The 20882-nt window shown below is 72.1% G+C and carries 20 protein-coding genes; 6 read left to right on the forward strand and 14 right to left on the reverse strand.

Features of this window, described 5'->3' with window-relative positions; genetic code table 11:
• Window positions 1-88 precede the first annotated feature (88 nt).
• Entirely contained in the window at window positions 89-1174 is a 1086-nt protein-coding gene (locus TBIS_RS18215) for a hypothetical protein (RefSeq protein ID WP_013132524.1), read from the forward strand.
• A 43-nt stretch (window positions 1175-1217) separates the two neighbouring features.
• Window positions 1218-1652 carry an ester cyclase gene (locus TBIS_RS11310; protein WP_013132525.1) on the forward strand — a complete coding sequence of 145 codons (435 nt, stop codon included), beginning with the start codon at window positions 1218-1220 and terminating at the stop codon, window positions 1650-1652.
• 181 nt (window positions 1653-1833) lie between these two features.
• On the opposite strand, the gene TBIS_RS11315 is transcribed toward TBIS_RS11310, so the two are convergent.
• Both TBIS_RS11315 and TBIS_RS11320 read right to left on the reverse strand, forming a co-directional pair.
• The gene (locus TBIS_RS11315) at window positions 1834-3057 is read right to left on the reverse strand and encodes a class I SAM-dependent RNA methyltransferase (protein WP_013132526.1); all 1224 of its coding nucleotides are present in this window, start codon (window positions 3055-3057) and stop codon (window positions 1834-1836) included.
• 45 nt (window positions 3058-3102) lie between these two features.
• Window positions 3103-5148 (reverse strand): APC family permease, encoded by a 2046-nt coding sequence (locus tag TBIS_RS11320; protein WP_013132527.1) that lies wholly within the window; start codon window positions 5146-5148, stop codon window positions 3103-3105.
• Window positions 5149-5269: 121 nt separating this feature from the next.
• Here TBIS_RS11320 and TBIS_RS11325 point away from each other — a divergent pair, with 121 nt between their 5' ends.
• Together TBIS_RS11325 and TBIS_RS11330 are read left to right on the forward strand one after the other, a co-directional pair.
• The gene (locus tag TBIS_RS11325) at window positions 5270-5935 is read left to right on the forward strand and encodes a potassium channel family protein (protein ID WP_013132528.1); all 666 of its coding nucleotides are present in this window, start codon (window positions 5270-5272) and stop codon (window positions 5933-5935) included.
• A 2-nt stretch (window positions 5936-5937) separates the two neighbouring features.
• Window positions 5938-6597 (forward strand): potassium channel family protein, encoded by a 660-nt coding sequence (locus TBIS_RS11330; RefSeq protein ID WP_013132529.1) that lies wholly within the window; start codon window positions 5938-5940, stop codon window positions 6595-6597.
• Window positions 6598-7141: 544 nt separating this feature from the next.
• On the opposite strand, the gene TBIS_RS11335 is transcribed toward TBIS_RS11330, so the two are convergent.
• The 6 genes from TBIS_RS11335 to valS all read right to left on the reverse strand — a co-directional run bounded on the left by TBIS_RS11335 (window position 7142) and on the right by valS (window position 13472).
• A complete protein-coding gene (locus tag TBIS_RS11335; RefSeq protein ID WP_013132530.1) occupies window positions 7142-7813 on the reverse strand; it encodes a DUF3159 domain-containing protein in 672 nt (223 codons plus the stop codon).
• 15 nt (window positions 7814-7828) lie between these two features.
• The gene (locus TBIS_RS11340) at window positions 7829-8239 is read right to left on the reverse strand and encodes an OB-fold nucleic acid binding domain-containing protein (protein ID WP_013132531.1); all 411 of its coding nucleotides are present in this window, start codon (window positions 8237-8239) and stop codon (window positions 7829-7831) included.
• A 62-nt stretch (window positions 8240-8301) separates the two neighbouring features.
• Window positions 8302-8985 carry a DUF3710 domain-containing protein gene (locus TBIS_RS11345; RefSeq protein ID WP_013132532.1) on the reverse strand — a complete coding sequence of 228 codons (684 nt, stop codon included), beginning with the start codon at window positions 8983-8985 and terminating at the stop codon, window positions 8302-8304.
• A 48-nt stretch (window positions 8986-9033) separates the two neighbouring features.
• A complete protein-coding gene (gene dut, locus TBIS_RS11350; protein ID WP_013132533.1) occupies window positions 9034-9471 on the reverse strand; it encodes a dUTP diphosphatase in 438 nt (145 codons plus the stop codon).
• A gap of 49 nt (window positions 9472-9520) precedes the next feature.
• The gene (locus TBIS_RS11355) at window positions 9521-10798 is read right to left on the reverse strand and encodes an AI-2E family transporter (protein ID WP_242384264.1); all 1278 of its coding nucleotides are present in this window, start codon (window positions 10796-10798) and stop codon (window positions 9521-9523) included.
• A gap of 136 nt (window positions 10799-10934) precedes the next feature.
• The gene (gene valS / locus TBIS_RS11360; protein WP_041431497.1) at window positions 10935-13472 is read right to left on the reverse strand and encodes a valine--tRNA ligase; all 2538 of its coding nucleotides are present in this window, start codon (window positions 13470-13472) and stop codon (window positions 10935-10937) included.
• 69 nt (window positions 13473-13541) lie between these two features.
• On the opposite strand from valS, the gene TBIS_RS11365 reads away from it, so the two are divergent.
• Window positions 13542-13889 (forward strand): DUF4235 domain-containing protein, encoded by a 348-nt coding sequence (locus tag TBIS_RS11365; RefSeq protein WP_013132536.1) that lies wholly within the window; start codon window positions 13542-13544, stop codon window positions 13887-13889.
• Here TBIS_RS11365 and TBIS_RS11370 read toward each other — a convergent pair.
• From TBIS_RS11370 to TBIS_RS11390, 5 genes are all read right to left on the reverse strand, one after another.
• A complete protein-coding gene (locus TBIS_RS11370; protein WP_013132537.1) occupies window positions 13886-15262 on the reverse strand; it encodes an alpha,alpha-trehalose-phosphate synthase (UDP-forming) in 1377 nt (458 codons plus the stop codon). The two genes, TBIS_RS11365 and TBIS_RS11370, sit on opposite strands and share 4 nt — an antisense overlap.
• A 343-nt stretch (window positions 15263-15605) precedes the next feature.
• The gene (locus tag TBIS_RS11375) at window positions 15606-16625 is read right to left on the reverse strand and encodes a hypothetical protein (RefSeq protein WP_013132538.1); all 1020 of its coding nucleotides are present in this window, start codon (window positions 16623-16625) and stop codon (window positions 15606-15608) included.
• Window positions 16626-16643: 18 nt separating this feature from the next.
• Entirely contained in the window at window positions 16644-16943 is a 300-nt protein-coding gene (locus TBIS_RS11380; protein ID WP_013132539.1) for a DUF4193 domain-containing protein, read from the reverse strand.
• Between the two features lie 260 nt (window positions 16944-17203).
• Entirely contained in the window at window positions 17204-18607 is a 1404-nt protein-coding gene (locus tag TBIS_RS11385; protein WP_013132540.1) for a sensor histidine kinase, read from the reverse strand.
• A gap of 203 nt (window positions 18608-18810) precedes the next feature.
• Window positions 18811-19464: a response regulator transcription factor gene (locus tag TBIS_RS11390; protein ID WP_013132541.1), complete on the reverse strand. Its 654-nt coding sequence runs from the start codon at window positions 19462-19464 to the stop codon at window positions 18811-18813.
• 230 nt (window positions 19465-19694) lie between these two features.
• Here TBIS_RS11390 and TBIS_RS11395 point away from each other — a divergent pair, with 230 nt between their 5' ends.
• Complete coding sequence (locus tag TBIS_RS11395; RefSeq protein ID WP_242384265.1) at window positions 19695-19928, forward strand: hypothetical protein; 234 nt, start codon at window positions 19695-19697, stop codon at window positions 19926-19928.
• A 38-nt stretch (window positions 19929-19966) separates the two neighbouring features.
• Here TBIS_RS11395 and TBIS_RS11400 read toward each other — a convergent pair whose 3' ends face one another.
• Window positions 19967-20821: an inositol monophosphatase family protein gene (locus TBIS_RS11400; RefSeq protein WP_013132543.1), complete on the reverse strand. Its 855-nt coding sequence runs from the start codon at window positions 20819-20821 to the stop codon at window positions 19967-19969.
• Between the last annotated feature and the right edge of the window lie 61 nt (window positions 20822-20882).

The raw sequence follows: 20882 nt of genomic DNA on the forward strand, positions 1-20882 counted from the left end.
TCATTATCCCGATCGGCGATGAATCCGTTGGTACAGTGCAGTTCGCCGGTACGTAAAGTGATCACGGCACCACCCGGGGTGATGAGCGGTGGAGGCGGCACGGCCGACGGAGGAGACGGGCAACCCGCCCCGCGCCCTGGTGCGCCTCGGCGCTGTGGCGCTCGCCGTGGGGACCGGGGTGGCGCTCTGGCTGCTGCCCGGACCGGTCCAGCCGGAGGGCGAGGCGAAGCAGCAGCCACGTGCCCCGTCGGCCACGCCGAGCGCCGCCCGGCAGCGGCCCGCGTCCGGGCCGGCCATGCCCCGCTACCGGGCCTTCCTCCGCGTGTCCGACGGCCCGGTGCCCGACCCGTCCGGCACGGCGCGGACGGCCGGCGTCCGCTGGTTCGTGCTCGGGCACCTCATCGCGGGGCCGGACGGGTGCACGGCGCGCTGGGCCGGGGTGCCGTCCGCGCGCGCCGGCGCGGTGACCGGCAGGGTCGCCGGGATCGCCGCGCGGCTCCGGGCGGACGGCCGGCACGCCTGGCCGGTGTTCGGCGGGCCGGGCGGGCCGGAGCTCTCGGCCGCCTGCCCGGACCAGGAGCGCCTCACCGCCGCCTACCGGCAGGTGATCGACGCCCTCCGTCCCACCGGCATCGACTTCGAGATCAACGACCCCTCCGATCCGGCCGCCTCCCGGCGGAGATCGGCCGCGATCGCGCTGCTCCAGCGGGAGGCGCGCGACCGGGGCCGCCCGCTGCGGGTGACCTTCACCCTTCCCGCCACCGAGCGCGGCCTGGCCCAGACCGACCTGGCCATGCTCCGCACCGCCCGGGCGTCGGGGGTGACGATCGACGGCGTCGACCTGCTCGTTCCCCTGCGGCCCGGCGGCCTCACCCGGCTGCTGACGGCCGCCCGGTCGGCCCACCGGCAGCTCGCCGCGGTCCTCGGCGTCACGGGCCGGGCGCTATGGCGCCGGATGGGCCTCACCCCGGTCCTCGACTCCCCCGCGGACCTCGGCCCGCTGCAGGCGCGGCGGCTCGCGGTCTTCCGTGCCCGGACCGGCCTCGGCTGGCTCTCCACCGGTGGGGCGCGGCCGGGCGATGAGACGGTCCGGGTGCTCGCCGGGCCCGGACCGGCCCGGGATGACCAGGGCGAATCCGTTGCTACCGTGGGAGGCACGACCCGAGTTCCTTAGCCCCGCGGGCCGAGCGGGGTACCACCAGAGGGAGGGATGGCCTATGCCATCCGCTCGAGAGCTCAAGGACCTCCTGTTCCTCGCCATCAACGACCACGACCTGTACCGGGTGCTCGACTGCTACGCGCCCGACGCGGTGTACGTGAGCCCGGTGGGCGTGATGGAAGGGCACCAGCAGATCTCCTGGCACTTCGAGCACCTCTTCAAGAGCTTCCCGGACCTGTGCTACACGGCGTGGTACAAGGCGCCGTGCGACGATCCGGCGGTCACGGAGTACACCATGACCGGCACGCACATGGGCCCGCTCCTCCTGCCGAACGGTGAGGTGGTGGAGGCGACCGGGCGGCGCATCACGGTCCGCGGGTCGTGCGCGTGCGCCATCGAGCACGGGAAGATCATCACCGATCGGGACTACTTCGACCAGCTCGAGCTCTACTGCCAGCTCGGCTTCGCGCTGACCACCGCGCCGCGTCCCTGACCCGCGGCGCCCGCCCGCGTCCCTGCCGCGCGGGACCTGCCCGAGGCCCTGCCGGGTGGGACCTGCCCGCGCCCTTGGCGCGTGAGGTCCGCCCACCCCTCTGACGCGCGGGGCGCGGCGTCCGTCGGCTCAGCACCAGTGATCACCAGGCCCCACGCCCCTGACGCGCGGGGCCCTGCGCTCACCGTCTGACCAGCAGCGCCACGCACTCCACGTGGTGGGTCATCGGGTACTGGTCGAACGCGCGCAGCTCCGCCAGCTCGTACCCGTGCGGGGTGAGCCAGGCGATGTCCCGGGACATGGTCGCCGGGTCGCAGGAGACGTACACGAACCGGGACGGCCCGAGCCCGGCGATCCGCTCCACCACCTCGCGTCCCAGCCCGGTCCGCGGCGGGTCGGCGACCACCAGGTCGGCGCGCGCCGCCGCGCCGAGCGCCTCCTCCACCCTGCCCCGTTCGATCCTCGTGTTCGGCAGGTCGCGGAGGTTCCACCGGGCGTCCCGTACGGCCTGCGGGTCCGACTCGATCCCGAGGACGCTCCCCTCCGGGCCCACGGCCTCGCCGAGCCCGGCGGCGAACAGCCCGGCCCCGCAGTACAGGTCGAGCGCCCGCTCCCCCGGCGCGGGCCGCCCGAGCTCGAGCACCGTCCGGAGCAGGGTCTCCGGAGCGCCGGGATGGATCTGCCAGAACCCGCTGCCGGTCACCCGGAACTCCCGGTCGCCGGCGCGCTCTGTCAGCGAAGGGCTCCCCGTGAGCACCCGGACTCCCCGCCTGCCCTGGTCGAGGAGCACGGACGCGTCCACCTCCGGGACGGTCACCCGCCGCCGGGGGCGGATGATCACGGCGCGGTCGCCGCCGGAGGAGACGGCCACCTCCACCGTGTCCGCACCGGGCCAGCGCCGGGCCTCGGCGCCGACCTCCTCGACGCCGGGGTGGGCGATCGGGCAGGAGCCGACGTACTCGATCTCGTGCGACCGGTGGCGGCGCAGCCCGAGCCGGCCGTCGGGGCCCGCGGCGAACCGGACGCGGGTCCGCCAGCCGAGGCCGCCGCTCGCGCCCGGCACCTCCTCGACCTCCACCGCGCGGTCGATCCCCGCGAGCCGCCGGAGCTGCTCGGACACGACCTCGGCCTTGAGCCGGCGCTGGGCCGCGAGCGAGGCGTGCTGCCAGTCGCAGCCGCCGCAGCGGCCCGGGCCGCTGAACGGGCAGGGTGGGGTGACCCGGTCGGGTGAGGGGTCCAGGATCTCGACGGCGTCCGCGCGCAGGAACCGCGCGGTCTCCTCGGTCACCTCGGCGAGCACGCGCTCCCCCGGCAGGGCGTGCCGGACGAACACCACGCGGCCCTCGTGCCGCCCGACGCACCAGCCGCCGTTGGCGACCTTCTCCACCTTGAGCTCAATCGGCACGGCGGCCTCCTTCCCGTCCGGCACTGTGCACCGGCCCGTCCTCGATCACGCCTCCACGTGCCGGTCCGTCTCCGGCTCCCGGCCACGGCGGCGACCGATCACCCAGCCGGCCAGCTCGTCCCGCCGGTCCTCCCGCCGCTTGGAGGATATGAGCTGCCAGGGCACGCTCGTCACCATGACACCGGGCTTGAACAGCAGCCGCGCTTTGAGCCGGAGCGCGCTCTGGTTGTGCAGGAGGTGCTCCCACCACCGGCCGACCACGTACTCGGGAATGAAGACGGTCACCACGTCCCTGGGGGACCGCCGGCGGAGTGACTTCACATAGTCGAGCACCGGACCGGTGATCTCACGATACGGCGAGTCGAGGATCTTCAGCGGCACGGGGATGCCGCGGGCGTCCCACTCCTCCCGCAGCCGGGCGGCCTCCTCCGGGTCCACGGCCACGGTGACCGCCTCGAGGCTGGACGGCCGGGTCGCCCGGGCGTAGGCGAGCGCGCGCAGGGTCGGCTTGTGGAGCTGGGAGACGAGCACGATCGCGTGGTTGCGCGCGGGGAGCAACCCCTCCTCCGGCTCGCCCTCCGCGGCGAGCGCGAGCTCCTCGGCCACCAGGTCGTAGTGGCGCCGGATGCCCTTCATGAGCAGGAAGAGCAGCGGTACCGCGATGCAGACGATGTAGGCGCCGTGGACGAACTTCGAGGCCAGCACGATGGCCAGGACGATCCCGGTCAGCACCGCGCCGAACGCGCTGAGCGCCCGCGAGCGCATGAGGCGGCGCCGCATCCGGGGGTCGGTCTCCGCGGCGAGGAGGCGGTTCCAGTGGCGGACCATGCCGGTCTGGCTGAAGGTGAACGCCACGAACACGCCGACGATGTAGAGGTTGATCAGCTTGCTCACGTCGGCGTCGAACGTCCAGATGAGCGTGATCGCCCCTGCGGCGAGCAGGAGGATGCCGTTGCTGAAGGCGAGGCGGTCCCCGCGGGTGTGGAGCTGCCGCGGCATGTAGCGGCTCTGCGCGAGGACCGACCCGAGCACGGGGAAGCCGTTGAACGCGGTGTTGGCGGCGAGGAACAGGATGAGCGCGGTGACCGCGGAGATGACGATGAAGGCCGGCGAGCCCCCGGCGAACACCGCCGCCGCGACCTGGGCGATGATCGGCTGCTGGTAGTACTCGGGACCGGCCGGCACACCGTTGATGAGGACGTTGTGCGCGACGTGGGAGGGCTCGGTGAGCTTCACCCCGGAGCGCAGGGCGAGGAAGATGAGCCCGCTGAACATGGTGATGGAGAGCAGCCCCATCAGCAGCAGGGTGATCGCGGCGTTCCTGCTCTTCGGCTTTCGGAAGGCGGGAACCCCGTTGCTGATCGCCTCGACGCCGGTCAGCGCCGCGCACCCGGACGAGAAGGCGCGGAGGATCACGAGCGCGGCCGCCAGCCCGGCCAGGTCGGCGTGCTGGGCGACGATCGTGTAATCGGCGGTCGGCGCCCGCAGCTCGTCACCGAACGCGAACAGCCGGACCAGGCCCCACCCGATCATGCCGAGGACCGCGGCCATGAAGGCGTACGTGGGGATGGCGAAGGCGATCCCGGACTCCCGGAGCCCGCGCAGGTTGATGATCATGAGGAACGCGACGATCGCGATCGCCACCGCCGGGCGGTGCGCGGCCACGAAGGGGAGCATCGCGGCCACGTAGTCGACGCCGTTGGAGACCGAGACGGCGACCGTGAGCACGTAGTCGACGATCAGCGCGCTCGCGACGATCAGCCCCGGGTTGGTGCCGAGGTTCGTGGTCACCACCTCGTAGTCGCCGCCGCCGCTCGGGTAGGCGTACACGTTCTGCCGGTAGGAGGCGACCACCGTGGCCATGACGAGGACGACCGCGGCGGCCACCCACGGGCCGTAGGCGTAGAAGCCGACACCGCCGATCGACAGAACGATCAATATCTCCTGGGGCGCGTACGCCACCGAGGAGAGGGCGTCGCTGGCGAATATCGGCAACGCCACCCGCTTAGGGAGCAGCTGATGGTGGAGCTGGGTGCTGCGCAGTGCCCGGCCGACCAACAGCCGCTTGACAAGGTGGGTAATCTTCCACACGCCAGACGAGCCTAATGCCCGCGTGCCATGTGCCCGCGAGGAGCGACCACCTGATACGGAATCCGGGAGACCGGGACATACTGGGCGGTAGAAGACCACGCCTATCGACCGGCGGGGGACGATGCACGTAGTGATCATGGGATGCGGGCGGGTCGGCTCGACCCTCGCCCACATTCTCGAAGACAACGGACATTCGGTCGCCATCATCGACCGGGACCCGCAGGCCTTTCGCCGGCTCCGCCCCGGCTTCCAGGGACGCCGGGTCACCGGCATCGGGTTCGACCGGGACGTGCTCATCGAGGCGGGCATCCAGTCGGCCGCCGCCTTCGTCGCCGTCAGCAGCGGCGACAACTCCAACATCATCTCCGCGCGGGTGGCGCGGGAGATGTTCGGCGTCGACAACGTGGTCGCCCGTATCTACGACCCCCGCCGGGCCGAGGTGTACCAGCGGCTGGGGATCCCGACCGTCGCCACCGTGCGGTGGACCGCCGATCAGATCCTGCGGCGGCTCATGCCGGACGGCGCCGAGCCGCTGTGGCGTGACCCGACCGGCACGGTGGTCCTGGCCGAGGTGAGCTTCCACCCCGGCTGGGTCGGCGTGCGCGTCAAGGACGTCGAGGCGGCCACCGGGGCGCGGGTCGCCTTCCTCAACCGGATCGGCGAGGCGATCGTCCCCAAGCCCGGCACCCTGCTGCAGGACGGCGACGTGCTCCACGTGGTCGCGGCGGAGCGCGAGATGGAGCACATCAGCAAGGTGCTGTCCGGCCCACCGTCAGAAGAGGAGTAGTCATGCGCGTCGCGATCGCCGGTGCCGGCGCGGTCGGCCGGTCCATCGCGGCCGAGCTGCTGGAGAACGGCCACGAGGTCCTGCTGATCGACAACGACCCCAAGGCCATCAAGATCGACAGCGTCCCGCAGGCCGAATGGCTCCTCGCCGATGCGTGCGAGATCTCCTCGCTCGACGAGGCGGGCCTGAACACCTGCCACGTCGTCGTCGCCGCCACCGGTGACGACAAGGTCAACCTGGTGGTCTCGCTGCTCGCCAAGACCGAGTACGGCGTGCCGCGGGTGGTGGCCCGGATCAACCACCCGAAGAACGAGTGGCTGTTCAACGAGTCGTGGGGCGTCGACGTCGCGGTCTCCACCCCGCGCCTGCTCTCCGCGCTGGTCGAGGAGGCGGTGAGCGTGGGCGACCTGGTCCGCCTGATGACCTTCCGGCAGGGCCAGGCCAACCTGGTGGAGCTCACCCTCGCCGACAACGCCCCGGTGGTCGGCAAGCCGGCCGGCTCGGTGCCCTGGCCGGAGGACGCCGCGCTCGTCGCGATCCTGCGCGACGGGCGGGTCATGGTGCCCACCACGGACACGCCGCTGGAGGCCGGGGACGAGCTGCTGTTCGTGGCGAACCAGGACGTGGAGGAGCGTCTCGCGCGCCTGCTCTCCGGCCGCTGACCGGCCCGGGCGGGACGTCCCCCGGCCGTGGTACGGCACCGCGGCCGTGGCGATCCGTGCCCGTGGTGGACCACGCGGCGGCACGGCCGGGCGCCCGGTAACGGGCCGCCGGACCGGCACGCCCCGGACCGGCCTGCCGGCCTTGAGGTACGAGCCCCGATCACGCCGCCGGCCTGGCACGCCGGGTCGAGGCCGCCGGCTCCGGCAGATCTCGTTCGGGGACCCGAAGGCGCCCTCGAAACGGTGGGCCGGACCGGGCGACCGAGCCCGCACCAGGCCGCCGGCTCTGGCAAGCCCGGCCATCGAGTGATCAGACCCGGACACCGGACCAGACCGCCGGCTCCGGCAGACCTCGATCGGGACCCGAAGACGAGGCCGGGTCGGTGGGCGGCCTGGGCGACCGTGCCCGAACCGGGCCACCGGGCCTGGCGAGCCCGGTTGTCGAGCGATCGGACCCGCCACGCCGGATCAGGCCGCAGGACGTGGCGACCCGGATCAGACCGCAGGGCGTGGCGGCCCGGATGAGGCCGCCGGGTCTCCCGGGTCAGGTCGCCGGTCCGACCCCGGAGCTGAGCGGGGTGCGGCCGCGGGCGAGCAGCCAGGCCATCCCGGCGAAGGCCGCGACCTGGAGCGGCCACCCCATCACGACCTTCGCCAGGCCGAGCGCGGCCACCAGGTCCGCCCAGTACAGCGGGAGCTGCACCACGACCCGCAGCAGGCACGGGAGGATCAGCAGCCAGGTGAGCCGGTTGCACAGCCGCACCATCCCCGGATCCGACCGCCACCCGACCGGGTCCCCGGTCACCGAGCCGATCAGGAAGCCCATGATCGGCCACCGGACGGCGACCGAGAGCAGCATCCCGCCCGCGTAGGCGGCGTTGTACAGGATTCCGGGCAGGAAGACGTCCTTGGCCTCTCCGGTGCGGGAGGCGAACAGGGCGCCGATCCCGATCCCGACGAGGCTGTTGAGCACGTACTGGGGGGTGCTGCGCGTCACCAGCCGCACCAGGAGCAGGGCGACCGTGCTGCCGATGCTCACCATCAGCGACAGCTTGAGGTCGTGCGTGGTGAGCCACATCAGGGTGAAGACGATCGTCGGCGCCGCCGCCTCGATGATCCCGCGCTTGCCCCCCAGCGCCTTGGCGAGGTGGGCGCGCACGGCCGCCTCGGCGGTCTCGTACGCCGCGGCCGAGCCGGTCGTGTCGGCTGCGCTCATCCGGCCTCCCGTGTGTCAGTCGTCATCTTCCCCGGCGGGCCGAAGCTCATAGCGGGGATTGAACATGACCTTCCGGTCGCCCTGCACGCTCACCAGGCCTTCGGCCTGCAGCGCCCGTCCCGGCTCGATACCGACGATCTTGCGGCGGCCGAGCCACACGAGGTCGATCACCCCGGAGCCGTCGTAGAGCTCGGCCTCGAGGGCCGGCGCCCCGCCGCGCGGCCGCAGCGTCACGGTGCGCAGGACGCCGACCACCCGGGTGCGCTGCCGGTCGCCGCATGCGGCGATCAGGGTGGCGCCGAGCCGTCCGGTCTCCTCCTGTAGCTCGGCCGCGTCCTGCTCCTCCTCGGTGGCGAGCAACCGGTGGAGCAGGGCGCGCAGCCCACCGCGTCTGACAGGCCCCCGCGTGGTCATGGGTCCGCTCACCTGGTCTCCTGGACACCGATGTTCAGCCGAAGCATACGTGAGGGATCGACGGGGCTCCCCGGTCAGCGGGTCTCGGCGATCTCCGGACCGCGCTCGAACGGCCGGAGCTCGTCCTCCTGCCGCCCGCTCTGGTCGATGAGCTGGCGCGCCTGGTCGGGCAGCCGGAGCAGGATCGGCTCCTTGGGCGGCATCGGCTCGTCGCCCCGGACGACCACGGTGTCGCGCACCACGCTCTCCAGGACCTCGGCCGCCTCCGGATCGACCGCCGCGCGGCCGGTGATGATCGCGCGCAGCATCCACCGCGGGCCGTCGATCCCGGCGTAGCGGACCCGCTGCGGCTCGCCCTCCTGCTGGGGCATGTAGGCGACCAGCTCGACGCCGAACGGCCCCTCCTGCTCCTCGGTCTTCCCGCCGGCCTTCTCGACCTCTTGGGCGATCTCGGCGCGCACCTCGTCCCAGATCCCGCTCCGCTTCGGCGCGGCCATCGCCTGGAGGTGGAGCATGCTGTCCTTGACCAGGACGAGCGCGCCGTCGATCTGATCGCCCGTCACGCTCACCCGGATCTCGAAGCCGGGCCGTACGGGGACGCGCAGGCCGCCCAGGTCGATCCGGTCCGCCTGGGGGTACGGGTCATCGGCGTCCCAGGGTCCGGAGGTCCGGGCCGGAGGGGCCGGTTCCTCCTCGGTGACGACCGGGGTCGCCTCGGCCTCCTCCTGCTTCGCGCGTCGTCGGCGTCGGAACAGCATCCGTTCACACTCCTCCATGTCGTCGGGCGCCCGGCCGGTGGGTCCGGCTCAGGCCCCGGTGGACCCGAAACCGTTCGCACCGCGGCTCGAACCGGGCAACCGCTCTACCTCGTAGAATGCCGCCTTCTCCACCCTCTGGATGACGAGCTGCGCGATGCGGTCGCCCCGCTTGAGCCGGACCGTCTCCCGGGGGTCCGTGTTGATCAGGGTCACCTTGATCTCACCGCGGTAGCCGGCGTCGATCGTGCCGGGCGCGTTCACCAATGTGACACCGTGCTTCGCCGCGAGCCCGGACCGGGGGTGCACGAAGGCGGCGTAGCCGTCGGGGAGCGCGATCGCGATCCCCGTGCCGACCACCGCCCGCTCCCCCGGCTTCAGCTCGACGTCCTCGGTGGCGTACAGGTCGGCCCCGGCGTCCCCCGGGTGGGCGTAGGACGGGAGAGGGAGGCCGGGATCGAGCCGGCGGATCAGTACCTCGACGCTCATCGCTCCGCCTCGACCGCCGAAAGATTGCGTTCACTCACAAGGCACGACCCTACCCCTTGCGCTGGGGAGAGACGGCCTCACCGGACTCCGGTTCGCGGTTCGCCGCGCCCTGATCGCCCCCGGGTTCGCGCGGTGGCGCGGGCTCCGCGGGGGCCCCGGGCTCCGGAGACGGCGTGGCGGGCGCGGCGGGGGTGGGCGCCGTGCCCGCGGACGGACCCGCGGGCGAGCCGGCCGGGGCCGCGGCCGGCACGCCCGGCGGGGGCGCGGGCCGCTCCGCGCGGAACAGCTCGGGCAGGGCCCGGTAGAGGACGGCGGTGAGCGGCACCGCCACCGCGGCGCCGGGGATCCCGGCGATCACACCGCCGACCGCGAGCACGAGGATCACCGCCAGCGGGTGGAAGTCGATGGCCCGGCCGACGATCTGCGGCTGGAACAGGTGGTTCTCGAGCTGCTGCTCGACCACGAGGATCGCGAGGAAGACCAGCGCGGAGATCCAGCCCTGCGCCCCGAGCGTGACGAGGGTGGCGAGCCCGCCGGTGACCACGATGCCGATGATCGGGATGAAGCTGCCCAGGAAGATCAGCACGGCGAGCGGCACCCACAGGGGCACGCCCATGACCGCGAGCACGGTCCCCATGACGATGCCGTGGATGGCCGCGATCGCCACCGTGCCCTGGACGTAGTGGCAGATGGTCACCCAGGCGGCGCGCCCGGCCCGGTCGACCCGGGGCGCCGCGTCGCCGAACGCCTTGAGGAACCAGGCCCAGATCTTGTCGCCGTCCTTCAGCAGGAAGAACGTCACGAACACCACCAGGACGAAGGAGGCGAGCGCCTCGAGCACCGCGGTCGCCCCGGTGAGCACGGTGTTGACGATCTCGTTGCGCTGCTCGGTGAGCTGCTTGCCGATCTCGTCGACGATGTGGGTGATCTGGGCCTGCTTCAGCTGGAGCGGTCCGTTGAGCAGCCAGTGCTGGGCCTCGGCGGCGGTGCGCTGGAGCTGCTCGACCAGCCGGGGGAACTCCTCGTTGGCGCGGTTGCCGATGAGGAAGCCGACCCCGACGATCACCGCCAGGCCGAGCAGCATGGTGATCCACGTCGCGTAGATGGGCCGAAGACCGGCATCGCGCAGCCGCTTGGTCAGCGGGTAGAGGAGCGCGGTGAGCAGGAAGGCGATGGCCACCGGCAGGACCACGATGCTGATCCGCCCGATGATCCAGGCGATCAGGTAGACCATCCCGCAGAGCAGCAGCAGCCGCCAGCTCCATGCGGCCATGGTGACCAGGACCGATGGAACGCCCTCTGGTTGATGCCTGTTCTTCGAGATCACGCTGTCCAGACTGGCACGGTAGCGGGCGTCGCGCGCACTCCTTTTACCCGGCACCCCGGTGCGCCATCGCAAGGCTGTCCGGCCTTTGCGATGCGCGCACCGGAGCTTTGTCCCGGTCCGGCCTAACGGGCCCGGTTCAGCCGGCGAGCGTGGTGACCACGGTGAGCGGGGAGTTCGCGTGCTCGAGCACGAACTCCTCGACGTTGCCCGCGGCGCACAGGTCGTCCTGGGCCTGGCGGATCAGGTCCGCGGTCTCGCCCGTCACGACGAGCCGGGAGACCTCGGCGCGCATGGAGACCTTCGCCTCGGACTTGGTGCGGCGCACGTGGCGGAGCACCTCGGCCACGGCGTCCAGCACCGCGGGGTCGCCGTCGCCGGCCTCGAGCTCCTCGGGGGTCGGCCACGCCGCCCGGTGCACCGATCCCTCCCGCCACCACGACCAGACCTCCTCGGTCACGAACGGCAGGAACGGCGCGAACAGGCGGAGCATCACGTCCAGCGCGCGGCGGAGCGCGGCCACGGCCGAGGGGTCGCCGGCGTAGGCGCGGGCCTTGACCAGCTCCACGTAGTCGTCGCAGAACGACCAGAAGAACCGCTCGGTCCGCTCCAGGGCCCGGGTGTAGTCGTAGCCCTCGAAGGCCTCGGTGGCGTCCTTGACCACCGCGGCGAGCCCGGCGAGCATCGACCGGTCGATCGGCTCGGTGACCTTGAGGTCGCCCTTGGCCGGGAAGCCGAGCACGAACTTCGAGACGTTCAGGATCTTGATCGCCAGCCGGCGTCCGATCTTGATCTGGCCGATGTCGAAGGCGGTGTCGGTGCCGGGACGGCCGCTCGCCGCCCAGTAGCGCACCGCGTCCGAGCCGTACTGCTCGAGCAGGGCCATGGGGGTGACCACGTTGCCCTTGGACTTCGACATCTTCTTCCGGTCCGGATCGAGGATCCAGCCGGAGATGGCCGCGTGCTTCCACGGCAGGGTGCCGTGCTCCAGGTGGGAACGGAGCACCGTGGAGAACAGCCAGGTGCGGATGATCTCGTGCGCCTGGGGCCGCAGGTCCATGGGGAAGACCCGCTTGAACAGGTCGTCGTCCCGCTCCCAGCCGCCGGCGATCTGCGGGGTGAGCGACGAGGTCGCCCAGGTGTCCATGACGTCCGGATCGCCGATGAAGCCGTTCGGCTTGCCGCGCTGGTCCTCGGTGTAGCCGGGCGGCACGTCGGTGGACGGGTCGACCGGCAGCGCCGACTCCGGCGGCGTGATCGGCTTGTCGTAGATCGGGTCGCCCTTGTCGTCCAGCGGGTACCACACCGGGATCGGCACGCCGAAGAACCGCTGGCGCGAGATCAGCCAGTCGCCGGAGAGGCCCTCGACCCAGTTCTCGTACCGGACCCGCATGTGCGGCGGGTGCCATTCGAGCTCGCGGCCCAGCTCGAGCAGGCGCCGGCGCAGCTCGGGGTCGCGGCCGCCGTTGCGGATGTACCACTGCCGGGTGGTGACGATCTCCAGGGGCCGGTCGCCCTTCTCGTAGAACTTCACCGGGCGCCGGACCGGCCGCGGCTCGCCGTCCATGAGCCCGGCCTCGCGCAGCATCTCGACGATCCGCTCGCGCGCCGCCGTCACGGTCTTGCCCGCCAGCTCCCGGTACGGCTCGGCCGGCACGCCGTCCGGCGGCTCGGGCAGCAGGCGGCCGTCCCAGCCGATCACCGGACGGGTGGGCAGGTCGAGCTCGCGCCACCAGGTGACGTCGGTGACGTCACCGAAGGTGCAGACCATGACGATGCCGGTGCCCTTGTCGGGCTCGGCGAGGTGGTGGGCGAGGATCGGCACCTCGACCCCGAAGATCGGGGTACGGGCGGTCTTGCCGAACAGCGGCTGGTAACGCTCGTCGTCGGGGTGGGCCACCAGCGCCACGCAGGCGGGCAGCAGCTCCGGCCTGGTCGTATCGATCCACACCCGGTCACCCTCGCCCGTGCCGGATGGCAGCTCGAATGCGATGCGGTGGAACGCGCCCGGCCACTCCCGGTCCTCGAGCTCCGCCTGGGCGACCGCGGTGCGGAACGTCACGTCCCACAGCGTGGGCGCCTCGGCGAGGTAGGCCTCGCCCCGGGCGAGGTTGCGCAGGAAGGCGCGCTGCGAGGCCGCGCGGGCGTTGTCGCCGATCGTGGCGTAGGTGAGCGACCAGTCCACCGACAGCCCGAGGCGGCGCCACAGCTCCTCGAAGGCCTTCTCGTCCTCGGCGGTGAGCTGCTCGCACAGCTCGATGAAGTTCCGGCGCGAGATCGGCACCTGCTCCCCCGAGCCGCCGCCCCCGCGCCTCGGCGGCTTGAAGTCGGGGTCGTACGGCAGCGAGGGGTCGCACCGCACGCCGAAGTAGTTCTGTACCCGGCGCTCCGTGGGCAGGCCGTTATCGTCCCAGCCCATCGGGTAGAAGACCTCGCGCCCGCGCATCCGCTGATAGCGGGCGATCGTGTCCGTGTGCGTATAGGAGAAGACGTGCCCGACGTGGAGGGAGCCGGACACCGTGGGCGGCGGGGTGTCGATCGAGTAGATCTCGTCCCGGTTACGGGTTCGGTCGAAACGGTACGTTCCGTCGGCCTCCCAGCGGGCTACCCATACCGCCTCCAAGCCATCGAGAGTGGGCTTCTCAGGCATGGTCGCGGCGCGTCGCTGTTCGGTCATGCCTCCACATGGTATGGGGTACGCGACCTAGCCGTTGCGGCACACTAGGGTCGTCACCGAGGAGGCATCATGGCGAACGTTGCACGGGCTCGGTCGGGCGCACCGGGCTCCCGGAAGACCGAGGCGCCGGCGAAGGGCGCGGCCAAGCCGGACGTGCAGTGGCGGGTGATCGGCGGGCTCGTCGGCCTGGTGGTGGGATTCGCCTCGCGCAAGGTGCTCGCGTTCGCGTGGGAGCGGGTCACCGGGAAGAAGCCCCCGGCGAGCGCTGACTCCCCGGAGATCGGGCTTGGCGAGGCGATCGCCTACGCGGTGGTGATGGGCCTGGGGATGGAGGTCGCGCGGATCATCGCCACCCGTGCCGCGGCGAAGAAGTGGCAGTCGTGGCGCGAGGCGGCGGCGAGCAAGTCCTCCTCCTAACGCTCCTCCAGCGCGCTGAGGAAGTCGTTCGCCCACTTGTCCACGTTGTGGGTGGCCACGCGGCGCCGGAGCGAGCGCATCCGGCGGGCGAGCTCGTGCGGGGTGGCGCGCATCGCGGCGAGCATGGCCCGCTTCATGCCCTCGATGTCGTACGGGTTGACGAGGAAGGCCTGCCTGAGCTCGTCCGCCGCCCCGGCGAACTCGCTCAGCACCAGCGCGCCGCGCAGGTCGAAGCGGCAGGAGACGTACTCCTTCGCCACCAGGTTCATGCCGTCGCGCAGCGGGGTGACCACCAGGACGTCGGCCGCGCAGTAGAGGGCGGCCAGCTCCTCCCGGTCGTACGACTGGTGGAGGTAGGAGATCGGCTGGCGGCCGAGCATGCCGTGCTCGCCGTTGATCCGGCCCACCCGGAGCTCGATCTCGTTGCGCAGGCGCGCGTACGCGGGGACGCCCTCGCGCGTCGGGGTGGCCACCTGGACGAACACCGCCTCGTCCGGGGTGATGACGCCCTCGTCGAGCAGCTCGCCGAACGCCTTGAGCCGCTGGCCGATACCCTTGGTGTAGTCGAGCCGGTCGACGCCGAGCAGGACGTGCTCCGGGTCGCCCAGCTCGGCGCGGATCTCCTTCGCCCGGTCCTGGACCCGGGGATCGCGCGCGAGCTGATCGAACTCCGCGAAGTCCACCGAGATCGGGAAGGCGTCGACCCGCACGGTGCGGCCGTCGACGTAGATCTCGTTGCGGTGGGTGTGCAGCCCGAGGAGGCGCCGGCAGAGCCGGAGGAAGTTGGAGGCCCCGCCCGGCCGCTGGAAGCCGACGAGGTCGGCGCCGAGCAGCCCTTCGACGATCTCGCTCCGCCACGGGAGCTGGCAGAAGAGCTCGATCGGCGGGAACGGGATGTGCAGGAAGAAGCCGATCTTCAGGTCGGGCCGCAACCGGCGCAGGATCATGGGCACCAGCTGCAGGTGGTAGTCCTGGATCCAGACGACGGCGCCCGGATCGGCCACGTCCGCCGCGGCCCGCGCGAACCGCTCGTTCACCGCGCGGTAGGCGTCCCAGAACACGCGTGAGTACACGGGCGGCGCGACGACGTCGTGGTAGAGGGGCCAGAGCGTGGCGTTCGAGAAGCCCTCGTAGTAGAGCTCCACCTCCCGGGCCGAGAGGGGCACCGGGATCAGGTGCATCCCGTCGTGGTCGAACGGCTTGAGTTCCTCCCCCGCCGCGCCCGTCCACCCGAGCCACGCGCCGTCGCGGCGTTGCATGACCGGGGCGATCGCCGTGACCAGGCCGCCGGGGCTGCGGCGCCACTCCCGGTCGCCCACCCGGTCGACCGGCAGCCGGTTAGCGACGACGAGAAACGAGCTGGTGCTGCGCATCAAGCCCCCTTCAGGGTCAACCTGGGCGCCAGTCGAAAATGCCACCAACTACGCCGTAACCAGCAATAAAATGCAAAGTTCGGCGTAGGACGATCATCTCATGCGCTTCACCGTGCGTCACCAGTGGGGCGGCGTGAAAACCGCGTAACACCGGATCTGTTGGAATTAATCCGCCCGAAACAGGTCTTTCCGGCAAGACTGCCGGCTACTCTCCGTATCCACCCGGGGTTCGGGCCGGGCGGCGGGAGCGGGGCACGGTACCCCGCGGCCGGCGATCGGCTGACCCTGAAGGAGGTTCTTCCCCGCCCCGCGGGCGGGCTTCATGAAGTGCCCGGCGGCCTGCTCATCGGTCGGCGGCCGCGGCGGGCGGCTGATCCGCGGCCGCGCTCCGATCCCCGGCCGCGATGGACCGCCGAGCTGCGGCGATCCCATCACTGTGTCGCTGATCCGGCGTGTCGTGTCGCTGGTCCGCGGCCGCGGCGGATCGCCGCGCTGCGGCCGCGGCCTGCTCCGCGGCGTCGGCGGACGGCCGGGCCTCCGCCGGTGAGGACACGGCCCGCAGGAGCCTGAGCCGGCGCCCGGAGCCGCGCGGCATCGCCGGTGCCGCGGCGGGCGCGGTCATGGACCGGCTCGCGATCGCGCGCAGATCGGCCCGTACGGCCGCGGCGAGCTGCTTGGTCGCCGCCCGGTTGAGGGTGCCGCCGGCGACCGCGCCGGTGAGGAAGGGACCTAAGGTGGTCAGGTGCCTGCCCAGCAGCCTGGTCAGGCGGCGGCGCAGGGCGTCCCTCGCCGCCCCGTTGAGCGCGGCCGAGGTCCATCCCGGGTTGAGCGGGTCGACGCCGCGCCGTTTGGCCCAGGCCAGGGCGTAGGCGGCCGCCCGCCGGCCGCCGTTGCCGGGGACGGGCTGCCCGTACACCTCGTGGAGCTCGGCGATGAGCTTCACCTCGATGGCGGCGACCACGAGGGTCTCGGCCACGAGCTGGGCAGGGGCGGACAGCAGCAGGGGAGGCGCGGCCAGCTCCACGGCGGCGAGGGCTCCTCCGACCGCGCCCACCACCGCGGTGGCGTTCGCCGCGGTGCGGACGAGACTGTCGGCGAGCCGCTCGCCCGTCAGCCCACCGTGGTGCAGGATGAGCGTCTCGCGGTCCCGAACCGGGAGGCGCCGGGCGACCTCCAGGAAGAGGTCGGTCAGCCAGCGTCCGCGCTCCCGGAGCGAGCGCAGGTGCCGCGCGTTCTCGGCCAGGGCGTCGCTGAGGCGGCCGAGCAGCCGACGCCGCTCGGCCCCGTCCGTCTCCTCATGAGAAACGAGCCGGCCGATCAAATCCGCGATCGCGCCGTGCGATCGATCCGCCTCTGCAGCCAACGGCCCTCCGCAGCGTGCTCAGGCGGCGCACTCGCGGCAGATCTGCTGACCGTTCACGTCCGAGGCGAGCTGGCTCCGGTGGTGCACGAGGAAGCAGCGCGAGCAGGTGAACTCGTCCGCCTGCCGCGGGATCACCCGGAGCGACAGCTCCTCGTTCGACAGGTCGGCACCGGGCAGCTCAAGGGACTCCGCCAGCTCGCTCTCGTCGAGGTCGATGCTGGCCGAGGCCTTATCCCCGCGCCGTGCCTGCAGCTCCTGCAGGCTGTCCTCGCCCAGGTCGTCGTCGGCCTTGCGCGGGCTGTCGTAGTCGGTAGCCATTGATAACTCCATCCCCCTCATCTATCGGTCTGCGCGTGTACCGCGCGTAGATAACGCACGAGAGGCCCTTGTTGTGCCCGCAGGGACCCTGAGTCGACGGATTGGGTACCCGCGTGGACTAACGAAGAACCACTCGGAACACGGTGGGTATTCCGCATGGGGCAGGAGTCACCCGAATATGGCGTTAACCGTACCCTCGACGGGATGACCCCACCGCGTTCGACGGCACATCAAACCACATACGTGCCGCCGACGCCGTATCAGCGCACCGATGACACGGGCGCCGCCGCGGCGGCGCCGCTCATGGGGATGCGGACCGTGACCACCAGACCGCCTCCCTCGCGGGGGACCGCGGTCACCGTGCCGCCGTGCGCCCGGACGATCGCCCGCACGATCGACAGGCCGAGACCTGCGCCTTTGGCCGACTCCTGCCGGTCGGCGTTGAGCCTCCGGAACGGCTCGAAGAGGCTCTCCACCTCGTAGACGGGCACGTGCGGGCCCGTGTTCGCCACCTGGACCACGGCGTGGCCGCTGACGGCGCCGGTGCGGAGCCACACCTTCCCCGATCGGCCGATGTTGTGCTTGATGCCGTTCTCCACCAGGTTGGCGACGCAGCGCTCCAGGAGCACCGGGTCGCCGGTGACCCCGGCGGAGTGCAGGTCGTGCTCGATGGTGATCCCGGCCTCGTCGGCGAACGGGGTGAGCTGCTCGACCGCGGTCCGCGCCACGTCCCGGATGTCCACGGGCTTGCGCACCGACAGCTCCCGTTCGCTACGGGCGAGCAGCAGCAGCCCTTCGATCAGCCGCTCGTTCCGCGCCGTGGTGCCGAGCAGGGTACGGCCGAGCACCTTGAGGTCCTCGGAGGCGTCCGGGTCGGCGAGCGCCACCTCCAGGACGGTGCGCGTGATGGCGAGCGGGGTGCGCAGCTCGTGCGAGGCGTTGTCCACGAACCGGCGCTGCGCGTCGAACGCGGCGTTGAGCCGGGTCAGCATCGCGTCGAACGTGTCGGCGAGCTCCTTCAGCTCGTCGTCGGGCCCCTGCAGGTCGATCCGCTCGTGGGCGAGCGAGGTCTCCGAGAGCCGGCGGGCGGTCGCGGTCATCTTCTTGATCGGCGCGAGCGCCCGGTCGGCCACGACGTACCCGAGCATGAGCGCGATGATCCCCACGCCGAACAGGGCCATGATCGACCGGCCGAGCACCTCGCGCCGGGCGGAGGCGATCGCCAGCTCGCGCTGCGAGGCCCACCAGACCTCGAAGGCGGCCGTGATGTCGGACGGGAATCCCCGGAGCTGCAGGGGCGGCCAGGCCGCGTCGATCGCCAGGCCCACCAGCGTGTACATGGCCAGCAGCAGCATCGCCCCGGCGGCGAAGAACAGCGCGCCGTACGTGAGGGTGAGCCGCCAGCGGATGCTGATCCGGCGCCGGAGCGCCTTGATCTCGCCGAGGAGGCCGCGCGGCGGCTGAGCCGCGGCGGGCGGTGGCGGGCCGTCCCAGGCGGGCGGGCCGGTGGGCGGGGGCGGGACCTGGACGCGGTAGGGGCCGGTGCCCAGCGGGGAGGACATCCGCTCCCCCCGGCCCGGCGCCTGCCCGGCCGCATCGCCGGGACTCGGCGTGGTCGCCTCGTCCCCGGACCGTCCGGAATCCGGCTCGCGCGGTTCGGTCACGAGGCCACCTCCAAGCGTGAAAAGCGTGAAACGTTCATAGGGTGAGGTCCCGCCGGCCGGTGGCGGGGTGGTCGCTCAGCCCCGGGATCGCCGGGTCCGCCGCCGGGAGTCGGCACCGTTTCCCTGTGTTCCTGGTCACTCGTTCCTGATGACGCACCGGGTTCCCGGGTCCGCCCGCCGGGCGGGGTTCCCGGGCCCGTGGGTCAGAGGCGATACCCGACCCCCGGCACGGTCTCGATGATCGGCGGATCGCCGAGCTTCTTGCGCAGGGTCATCATGGTGACCCGCACCACGTTGGTGAACGGGTCGATGTGCTCGTCCCACGCCTTGTCCAGCAGGTCCTCCTGGCTCACGACCGCGCCGTCGGCCCGCATGAGCTCCTCCAGCACCGCGAACTCCTTGCGGGTGAGGGAGATCGGCCGGCCGTCCCGGGTGACGGTGCGCTTGGCCGGGTCGAGCCGGATCCCGGCGCGCTCGAGCACCGGAGGGAGCGGCGGCGCCGAGCGGCGGGCGAGCGCGCGCACCCGGGCGACGAGCTCGGCGAAGGCGAACGGCTTGGGCAGGTAGTCGTCGGCGCCGAGCTGAAGCCCCTCCACCCGGTCGTCCACGTCGCCGGCCGCGGTCAGCATGAGAATCCGGGACGGGCAGCGCTCGTTGGCGAGCTTCTTCGCCACCTCGTCGCCGTGGACCTTGGGCAGGTCCCGGTCGAGCACGATCACGTCGTAGTCGATGTAGGCGAGCTTCTCCAGGGCCTCGGCGCCGTCGTAGGCGACGTCGACGGCCATCGCCTCCCGGCGGAGCCCGGTGGCGATCGCGTCGGCGAGCACCCGCTCGTCCTCCACCACAAGCACGCGCATGCAGGTCCTCCTCGGGCAACGACGCCTTCATTCTCACCGCACCCCGGGTAAGGCCTGGGTAAACGCGGCCCTCCGGGCTCGCTTGCTCTATGTGATGTAGAGCACCGAACTTTTCGGTTTAAGGGCCGATTGTTGGTGGTACGTCTGACCAACGCCCCATACGACGCGCCGGGGAAGGTCATGGCCTCCCCAGGCAGCCAGCGGGGCGAGACCCAGGGCACGCCGCCCGCATGAGCAAGCCAGGGCACGCCGCCCTCATCGAGAAAGAAGGTGAGATGGGCGAGTTCACGGCCACGATCGCCAACCGGTTGGCTCAGGCCTACCAAGAACTTCGGGAGGCCGCGTCGAACGGCGACGAGTTCCTGGCCGAGACCCTCACCGGTGAGATCGAGGACCTGCGGCGCATCGCCGAAGAGCACGGCATCGACGTCGATTCGCTCGCAGGTGAGCCGGTCGATCGGTGATCCACGGTGAGGGCCGGCGGGGGCCCTCACCCCACCGTTCAGCCGCGCTCGGGGTCGAGCGGCGCCAAGAGCGCGTGCAGCTCGGCGAAGAGCCCGGGTTCCGCGCACAGGACCATCGCCGGACCTGGCGGCCTGCCGTGCATCCCTCCGACGCGCGCACCGGCCTCGGAAGCGATCAGCGCGGCCGCGGCGAAGTCCCAGTAGTTCGTGCCGCGCTCGTAGTAGGCGTCCACCCGCCCGGCCGCGACCGAGCAGAGGTCGATCGCGCACGAGCCGCCCCGCCGGATGTCCCGGACGTGCGGGAGCACCTTGGCGAGCACCTCCGCCTGCACCCGCCGCCGCTCGGCCGCGTACCCGAAACCCGTCGCCACGAGCGCCTGGCCGAGCGGGACACCGGTGCTGCAGTGCAGCCGCTCGTCCCCCAGCCACGCCCCGCCGCCCAGGGTGGCGGTGAACATCTCGCCGCGCGGGACGTTGTGCACCGCCCCGGCGACGACGGTCCCGTCCACCTCCACGGCGATGCTCACCGCCCAGTCCGGCAGGCCGTACAGGAAGTTCACCGTGCCGTCGATGGGGTCGACCACCCAGCGGACCCCGCCCTCGCCCGGCGTGTCGCCGCCCTCCTCGCCGAGGATCGAGTCGTACGGCCGGGCCTCCCGGATCCGGGTCCGGATCAGCTTCTCGGCCGCCTGGTCGAGCTCGGTCACCACGTCGGTCGGGCTGCTCTTGGTCGCCAGGACCTTGGGACGGGCGGGGCGCTCGGCGAGCAGCATCTCGCCGGCCTCGGCCGCGATCGAGACCGCCAGGCGCAGCAGCTCCCCGGCGCCGGGGGGTCCGTTCTTCCCCGCCGCGCTCTCCGCCTCTCCGGGCATGTCGTGCTCGCGCTCACTCATACCGCGTCGCTCCTCATGGTCGGCTTCTGTGGGCTTCGGCTCGCCGGGTTCCGGGCCTCAC

It is taken from the genome of Thermobispora bispora DSM 43833 (genome assembly GCF_000092645.1).
Lineage (GTDB): Bacteria > Actinomycetota > Actinomycetes > Streptosporangiales > Streptosporangiaceae > Thermobispora > Thermobispora bispora.